Source organism: uncultured Jannaschia sp. (assembly GCF_947494055.1).
Taxonomy (GTDB): domain Bacteria; phylum Pseudomonadota; class Alphaproteobacteria; order Rhodobacterales; family Rhodobacteraceae; genus Jannaschia.
This window is the reverse complement of the sequence record NZ_CANLTR010000083.1, coordinates 1-6,705: the sequence shown is the minus strand read 5'-3', so window position 1 is coordinate 6,705 and position 6,705 is coordinate 1. Positions and strand designations below refer to the sequence as shown.

Here is a 6,705-nt window from a genome sequence, read left to right as displayed (position 1 = left end):
TGGAGCGAAGCGACACGCGACACTCGACACCCGACACTCATGTAGAAACGGACGGCACAGCCGGCCGTCCTTCCATCTTCGCCAAGATCGCAGCCGTTGCAGGGCATCGTCGTACTTCTCACAAGCGGAACGCTAACCGGATGGGGTGGGTCAGGCAGGGAGGGGAAGGTGAAGCAATTCACTTGCGTCTGGTCACTGAACTAGCCGTTGTTGTAGGCAGACCCCTTGCACTACATTTGTGTAGACAAAAGTAGGTACGTCACGAATGAAGATTGCGGGGTTCGATTGGGACAAGGGCAACTGGCCGAAATGCGGCAAGCACGGCGTATCCCAGGAAGAGATCGAGGAGGTCCTGATGGGGTCTCCGACCGTAATGGAGGATTCCTACCCTGAGGAGCCGCGCATGCGCGGCATCGGACAGACCGTCGCCGGACGCCATGTGTTCGTGGTGTTCATGCTCCGCGACGTGAACGGCCAGACCAGGCTCCGCCCCATCAGCGCCCGGTACATGCACCAGAAGGAGATCGCGCATTATGAAGCCCGAGACTAAGCCGATGCCCTCGCTGCGGAGCGACGCCGAAGCGGAAGCCTTCGTGGAGACGGCGGACTTGACCCAGTACGACCTGTCGGGCTTCAAGCCGATGCAGTTCGAAATCGAGCCGAAGGCCGCCTCGCTCAACATGCGCCTTCCGTCCTCGCTGCTCGACGCCGTGAAGGCCAAGGCCAAGGCCAGCGGTATCCCCTATACCCGCTACGTCCGGATGCTCCTGGAAGCGGACGTGGCCAACCACCGGTGAGGCTGAAAGTAGGATCATGACCGACTACTGCTGTAGTCAAATGGCTGCCGATCTAGATCGCACCTGCGACCAGCATGCCGATCGCTCGGACTGCCCGGATGCTCTCATCAAACAAGTTCGTGGCGGCTACGGCCTCATCATCCATGATGGCGGCAGCAGCGTGATCGAGATCGGCTTCTGCCCTTGGTGCGGAGGCAAGCTACCCCCTATCGGCGACCTCGATCTGTCTGATGAGGATGAACTGACCGACTAGCCCCACTATCTAACCGACATTGGATGTTGATTGACAGGTTTGAGCACGTTCGAACGGCAAGTTCTCAAGTTTATCCTTGAGACGGAGGAGTTCGCATACCTCGACATTCTCGATGAACTGCATGTCAAACGGCGTAGCCGTACGGGCATGGGCGTTTTCGTCGGTTTTGCGGAGCATCAGCCCATTGTAACGCGACAGCGACCGCGTCGGTACGGCAACGCGGTTGCCGGTATCATCAAAGAATCCGACGATGTGGTGCGGTTCGACCTGATCTCCGAGAATGGGCAGTTGTTGTACCTCGAGATCTTTAGCAACGATGGACAAGAATTGCCCGAAAGCCTCGATCACGTCCGGTTGGAGCGAATAAAGACCGCAAACTAGAATTATTCACTTAAGCGCCTCTGACAATTCGAAAAGACTCGAACTGGAGTGCGCCGGGGTACGTACTGCCGCTACGCTAGCTGCGACCTACTCGTAGTCCAGTCGTCGTAGCCGGAGGGGGCTGAAGCTGCCTGAGGCAGCGAACTCCTGTGAGGGGGGTCTAGTGCCTTGCGCGCCGGAGCCACCCCAACACCCCGCGCTGCCGCTCCTGAGGCTTCTCCGGGGCTCCTGGAGGCTCCTGAGATGGCATCCTGTCGAAACGGGGTGCTGCCAAGAGCTGCTGGTTCAGTGCGCGACGCTCGGCTTCGGAGGCGTCCAGGCGATTGCGAAGATCTGCGATGGTGCCGGTGGCATCGTTCAAGCGCTCCTGCATCAACGCTATCCGAGCCTTCCAACCGGGCGCGTTATCAGGGGTTTCCGGGGGGTTGCTAAGGCGTTCAGAGCGGTCCTCTGGCCGTTCACGGGGACGGGCTGCGGAAACCCACCGCATTAGCTCCGAGTGATCGATTTGCCACGAACCGTCATCGGTCTTGGTACCAGAAAGAGCACCGGAATGCAGGGCTTTTGATAACGTCCCCTTGGACTTCTTAACGTCCCGAGCGGCTTGGCTGAGGGTGAGTTTCATAGGGGGTTTCCTCATTTTGGAAACCGTTCAGAGTGGACTTCCAACCCGTTTCCTCAACGATGCCGGAAACCCCCAGGAAGATCAATCCACCGGTTACAGAGTCATTCAGCCTGATATTAGGCAATATCAAAGAGACAACGGGTCTTGTTGAAACGCTGTAAGCCAGCATACTCCTGTGGCCACGCTACGCGCGGTCACAGGAGTGCTGTCGAGGGGTGGCTTTGCCTCCCCTTCGAACCCCTCCGGGCCGCCGGAGGCGACCCCAAGAGAACCGCCCGGATGGGCGGTCGGTCCCCCTGAACCGCCCAGCCTTCTGGGGGCGGCAGTCCAGGGGGACCGGGCCAAGACGAGAGGGACGGGACAGGATCGGATGTGGATCAAGATCCGAGTGACGGAGGAACAGCGTAGCCGCTGGCATGCAACAGCCGAGGCGCGGGGTGTCTCGCTATCCGAACTAGTACGCCACGGCCTCGACGGCGTGCGAGCCATTCGGCGGCGTCACCAGCCACGCAGCGTCGATCCCGATCTCCTACGCGAGCTGGCGCGGATCGGAAATAACCTCAACCAGCTCGCTCGCTGGGCCAACCGTGAGAAGCGGGCGGCCGACACGGTTGCGGTGGTCGCGCGGCTGATCGAGCTGGATCGGGAGCTGACGGCGCTGCGGCGGGCGCATGAGACGCATGCCGACAAACCTCAAAGTGTCGTTTGAAATGTCCAGACAGTCAGAAGCCTCCGCCAACGAAGCGGTTTTCGAGAGCGTCATGGGGCATGCGCGAACGCCCGCTCGACTGTCGCGCGAGGAATATCGCGTTTGGCTAGATCGCATCCGAGGCGACCATGACCTGATCCGGGATCTCTTCGCCATCCGGAGCGGCACAAAGCTGATGGAGGATCTGGACGAGGGCGATGCCGGCATCTTCGCGGGCCGCATCTTTCCAGAGACAGAACTCACAAGGATTACCGAGAAGCTGGACCACATCGAACCCAGGTCGCGGGCGGTGATCGTCGCGGCCCTCCTTTCGAGAGTTCTGACCGACCTTCATTCCATACCTAGCGAGCACGGATCGGACGCGCCGTGCTGATCAAGTTCATGGGCGGCCGCGGCGGGGGCGGCGCGATTGCCGCCTACTTGGTCGACCGGCGCCGCCCGGGCCGCGAGGAGGCTGCGCCGGAGGTCGTGCGCGGCGACATCGAGCGCACCCGAGAACTGATCGACAGCATCGACCGCAAGTGGACCTACACTACCGGGGTCATCAGCTTCGCCCGCGAGGACGCGCCAAGCGCGGACCACCAGCGGGCGGTGATAGACGACTTCGAGCGCGTGGCCTTCGCCGGGATGGACCCGGAGCAATACGACATCACCTGGGTGCGCCACAGCCACACGGATGGCGGCCGCGTCGAGCTGCACTTCCTGACGCCGCGCATGGAGCTGACGACCGGCAAGGCGCTGAACATCGCACCGCCCGGCTGGGAGCGCACCTACGCGCCGCTCAGGGACGCCTGGAACCACGAGCAGGGTTGGGCGCGGCCGGACGACCCCGAGCGCGCCCGCACGCTCCAGAGGGGCCTCCAGCGCGAGGAGCGGGCGCAGACCCGGGAGGCGGTCACGGCCTTCCTCGAACAGCGCATCGCCGCGGGGGAGATCGAGGACCGCGACGGGATCGTGCGCACCCTCGAGGGGGTGGGCTTCACCGTGCCGCGCCAAGGCAAGGATTACATCACAGCCGCCGATCCGGAGACGGAGGCGCGGTTCAGACTGAAGGGGCGTATTTTTGAGCGTGACTGGACCCGCGCGAGCGAGCTTGACCGCGCAGTTGCAAGAGAGGCTGGCCGGGGAGCGGAGAGAGATCGAGGCGTTGACCACGGCCGAGCTGAAGCAGCTCGCCACGAGCTTGAACAAATCGTCGAAGGCCGTGCTCGACGACACGGAGAGGAATATGAACCTCAGGCTGCACGACATGCGACGCCGGATGGACGCCATCGAGACCCGGCAGAAGCTCTGGCCGCTCTGGACCGCCTTGAGCTCGGCCGTGATCGCCCTGGCAGTCTTCGCCTTGCTGTGGATGGCCACGACCTGGGCGCGGTCCGATCTGAGGACCGCGCTGCGAGAGAGGTACGAAGCGCGTCGAGCGCTGGACGACCTGCTGGACCAGACGAGTGGCGTGACCTTGCAGATCGGCTCGACCGGGCGGGAGTACGTCGTCGGTCCCGAAGGCTCCCGGGCGCAGGTCTGCAACGGCCTGCCCTGCATCGAACTGCCGGAGGAGTAGAGCGCGATGGAGAACCTGACGACCTTCGAGCGCGCGCTCTTGCGCGAGTTCGAGAGCTTGGCGACCGCGTGCGAGAGATCGGGGACACTCTCGGCCGATACGGCCGAACGGCTGTCGAAGGCGTCCGATCATTTCTCGGGGCAGATCGGAATGCTCAGAAAGAGGCAGACCGCGCTGGAAGAAACCTTGGGGAACTTGACCGAAGTATTGGATGGGCAAGTGCGACTAACGAGACGCTTGATCGAGCAGGTGAACGCGTTGCTGAAAGAACGCGGGAGTTAGCGCGGGAACGCGAGCGTGATAGGGAAAGAGAGAGAAATAGGGATCGTGGGTATGGCTGGGGGCTGTGAAAGAGCCAAATGCGCCCTGGTCGAGGCGACTAGGATCACCGCCGCTCTTGCCGCTATCTCGGCGATGGCCACTGGCTACGCACTCTCGCAAGAGGTAAGCGATTGCGAGAGTTACCGGGGCAAAAATCCAATCACGAGCGAAATCCTAGTTTACGACGCGCCCCCCATCGCCGGGGCCGTGCCCGAGACCCGGACCATGACCTATCGGCCCGAGTACGAGTTAACGTTCATTCCCGGTGCCTCGGGTGAAGTGGACAAGACGGAACTCTTCGCGGTTGACATCGCGACGGGGTCGCCGGCCGAAGAGCCCCAGAATTTCCGCAATCGTAAAAGCTACTTCACACTGCTTGTTGATGGGCTCGCGTACTCTAAGCCTGCCTATTCGCTGGCCGCCCTCGCTGCAGCGCCAGTCAAACAGCCGCTGACCGTTTCGCTATTTGAAACGACGGACCGAATGCTGGCTGGTTTTGAGGAGGTCCGGGTTAAGGATCAAGCCGACCATGTTACCGAAGAACGGCAAATCGCCGTTGAGTTCGCGCCAGATGGTGAAGTCTCGGCGGTTTTGGCCTGCGACAAGATCGGGGCTTTCCCGAGCCCAACCTGCTCACTCCACGAACAACTAGGGTTGTTCAGTTCGAAGATAACCTTCCTTCGATCAGAGCTTTTCCGCATCAAGGCGATCCGTGATAAAGCATGGCGCTTTGCCTTCTGCCTGCTTGAGTAATGAGTAATGAGTAATGGGCGATATTACGCAGCAATAGCTGAACAAGCTTTCGACATCAGGCGCTCCGTCTGTAACGCTGGTCTAGCCCTGACCGGCCTGAGCTGCCTCTGCGTTAACAGCAGCGTAGGATGCGCGCGCTAGGTCAGCGTCGCGGCGGGGGACGATCATGCCCCCAGCTTCGAAGGTCCGTCCGACGCGTTCGGCCCAATCGTCCCGTTCCGCTTGGTGAAGCTGGCCCCACCACGTCAGTGCGGGTTCAGCTTGGTCTTCGTCCTCGATTAGAGGCGGAGCATCATCGTCGTCCTGTTTACGCTTGCGCGCGAAGCTATGGCGATCATTCTCCAAGGCTGTGTCCCCGGCTTCACGGGGATCCTTCCATTGCCAATCGAAGCGTACGGCCGAGACGGATCGACCCGTCTTAATAAACGACATACCGACGACTACGGTGCCGTAGTCGTTGATCGCCTCAACGGCGGGGTCGAGAACCTTCTGCCGGAACGTGTTGAACCGCTCATAGGATTTTCGGTCGTCCACCCCCATGAGCGCGCGCAACTCTTCCAGTTCGAAGGTCCAGAAAGGCCGTCCAAGGCGCTTTTTGTCTGCCAAGATCGCATAGAGCTGCCGCCCGTGTCCCGTCAGGCGATGCGCTGCGGTAGCTTCGATCTTCGAGAAAGTTGCAGGAGCTCGCAGGGCATGGACGCCCGCAGGCGGGATTAGCAAGCGCACCACGCTGCCGCCTTGCTCAATGCGCCATTCGGCCAGCACTACCGCCCCCCAGGGATCGCCTCGGTAAGCCCCTGAAATCTGTACGCCGGTTAGTCGGCGAAGGCACTCACGCAGCCATACGTTATCGGTACGTCCACCCTCGCCACGGAGTTGCATGGCTGGAACCGTGATCCATACCGCGTTGTCAGAATTCTCTGGGATACGGGCGGCATCAATAGCAGACGCGATCTCCCAGACTGTCGCCGTCATGGCAGGGGTCAATGGGCGGTCAGCCCGAAGGGCGATGGCGTTCGATGCCAAGGTAAGCGTCCTCATATAACAACAACAAACAGAACCTTGAGTTGTCGTCAATCAGTTGTCTGACCCCTCCGAGAGGTTGTCGCAAACCCTCTCGCAGGTTGTCGCAAACCCTCTCGCAGGTTGTCGCAAACCCTCTCGCAGGTTGTCGTAAGCCCTCCGGGAGGTTGTCGTGAAGGCCTCTAGTGTCAGTGTCGGGTGTCGATGGAGCGAAGCGACACGCGACACTCGACACCCGACACTCATGTAGAAACGGACGGCACAGCCGGCCGTCCTTCCATC

10 protein-coding genes and 1 pseudogene are annotated in these 6,705 nt (G+C 61.3%); 9 read left to right on the top strand and 2 right to left on the bottom strand.

Translation table 11 applies throughout. The annotated features are described in order from the left end of the window. Window positions 1–265: 265 nt before the first annotated feature. Genes Q1A87_RS22610 through Q1A87_RS22600 form a run of 3 tightly spaced genes read left to right on the top strand, consistent with a single transcriptional unit; the run spans window position 266 to window position 1,050 of the window. On the top strand, window positions 266–550 hold the full coding sequence (locus tag Q1A87_RS22610) for a BrnT family toxin (RefSeq protein ID WP_299656851.1): 285 nt from the start codon (window positions 266–268) through the stop codon (window positions 548–550). Beyond that, window positions 534–797 (top strand): BrnA antitoxin family protein, encoded by a 264-nt coding sequence (locus Q1A87_RS22605; protein WP_299656848.1) that lies wholly within the window; start codon window positions 534–536, stop codon window positions 795–797. The genes Q1A87_RS22610 and Q1A87_RS22605 overlap by 17 nt, the downstream gene beginning before the upstream one ends. Before the next feature lie 16 nt (window positions 798–813). Further along, complete coding sequence (locus tag Q1A87_RS22600; protein ID WP_299656846.1) at window positions 814–1,050, top strand: hypothetical protein; 237 nt, start codon at window positions 814–816, stop codon at window positions 1,048–1,050. A 9-nt stretch (window positions 1,051–1,059) separates the two neighbouring features. Here the strand turns inward: Q1A87_RS22600 and Q1A87_RS22595 are convergent, their stop codons facing one another. After that, window positions 1,060–1,398, bottom strand: a complete 339-nt coding sequence (locus tag Q1A87_RS22595) for a hypothetical protein (RefSeq protein WP_299656843.1) — start codon at window positions 1,396–1,398, stop codon at window positions 1,060–1,062. A gap of 1,028 nt (window positions 1,399–2,426) precedes the next feature. Here Q1A87_RS22595 and Q1A87_RS22590 point away from each other — a divergent pair. From Q1A87_RS22590 to Q1A87_RS22565, 6 genes and pseudogenes are all read left to right on the top strand, one after another. Beyond that, window positions 2,427–2,765, top strand: a complete 339-nt coding sequence (locus Q1A87_RS22590) for a MobC family plasmid mobilization relaxosome protein (protein WP_299656840.1) — start codon at window positions 2,427–2,429, stop codon at window positions 2,763–2,765. Continuing rightward, window positions 2,737–3,138, top strand: coding sequence for a hypothetical protein (locus tag Q1A87_RS22585; protein WP_299656837.1), 402 nt, complete (start codon window positions 2,737–2,739; stop codon window positions 3,136–3,138). Before Q1A87_RS22590 ends, Q1A87_RS22585 begins: the two co-directional genes overlap by 29 nt. Window positions 3,139–3,146: 8 nt before the next feature. Beyond that, window positions 3,147–3,791 (top strand): annotated as a pseudogene (locus tag Q1A87_RS24355) (relaxase/mobilization nuclease domain-containing protein); the annotation flags it as partial. Between the two features lie 67 nt (window positions 3,792–3,858). Then, window positions 3,859–4,326: a hypothetical protein gene (locus Q1A87_RS22575; protein ID WP_299656831.1), complete on the top strand. Its 468-nt coding sequence runs from the start codon at window positions 3,859–3,861 to the stop codon at window positions 4,324–4,326. 6 nt (window positions 4,327–4,332) lie between these two features. After that, window positions 4,333–4,608 carry a hypothetical protein gene (locus tag Q1A87_RS22570; RefSeq protein WP_299656828.1) on the top strand — a complete coding sequence of 92 codons (276 nt, stop codon included), beginning with the start codon at window positions 4,333–4,335 and terminating at the stop codon, window positions 4,606–4,608. A gap of 264 nt (window positions 4,609–4,872) precedes the next feature. Continuing rightward, window positions 4,873–5,400 carry a hypothetical protein gene (locus tag Q1A87_RS22565; protein ID WP_299656825.1) on the top strand — a complete coding sequence of 176 codons (528 nt, stop codon included), beginning with the start codon at window positions 4,873–4,875 and terminating at the stop codon, window positions 5,398–5,400. A gap of 81 nt (window positions 5,401–5,481) precedes the next feature. Here the strand turns inward: Q1A87_RS22565 and Q1A87_RS22560 are convergent, their stop codons facing one another. Further along, window positions 5,482–6,426, bottom strand: a complete 945-nt coding sequence (locus Q1A87_RS22560; RefSeq protein ID WP_299656822.1) for a replication initiation protein — start codon at window positions 6,424–6,426, stop codon at window positions 5,482–5,484. Window positions 6,427–6,705: the final 279 nt, after the last annotated feature.

Bases quoted from the DNA above. Each gene is read 5' to 3' on its own strand.
- Q1A87_RS22570 (WP_299656828.1), top strand. From the start codon at position 4,333: ATGGAGAACCTGACGACCTTCGAGCGCGCGCTCTTGCGCGAGTTCGAG.
- Q1A87_RS22585 (WP_299656837.1), top strand. From the start codon at position 2,737: ATGCCGACAAACCTCAAAGTGTCGTTTGAAATGTCCAGACAGTCAGAA.
- Q1A87_RS22590 (WP_299656840.1), top strand. From the start codon at position 2,427: ATGTGGATCAAGATCCGAGTGACGGAGGAACAGCGTAGCCGCTGGCAT.
- Q1A87_RS22600 (WP_299656846.1), top strand. From the start codon at position 814: ATGACCGACTACTGCTGTAGTCAAATGGCTGCCGATCTAGATCGCACC.
- Q1A87_RS22605 (WP_299656848.1), top strand. From the start codon at position 534: ATGAAGCCCGAGACTAAGCCGATGCCCTCGCTGCGGAGCGACGCCGAA.
- Q1A87_RS22565 (WP_299656825.1), top strand. From the start codon at position 4,873: ATGACCTATCGGCCCGAGTACGAGTTAACGTTCATTCCCGGTGCCTCG.
- Q1A87_RS22610 (WP_299656851.1), top strand. From the start codon at position 266: ATGAAGATTGCGGGGTTCGATTGGGACAAGGGCAACTGGCCGAAATGC.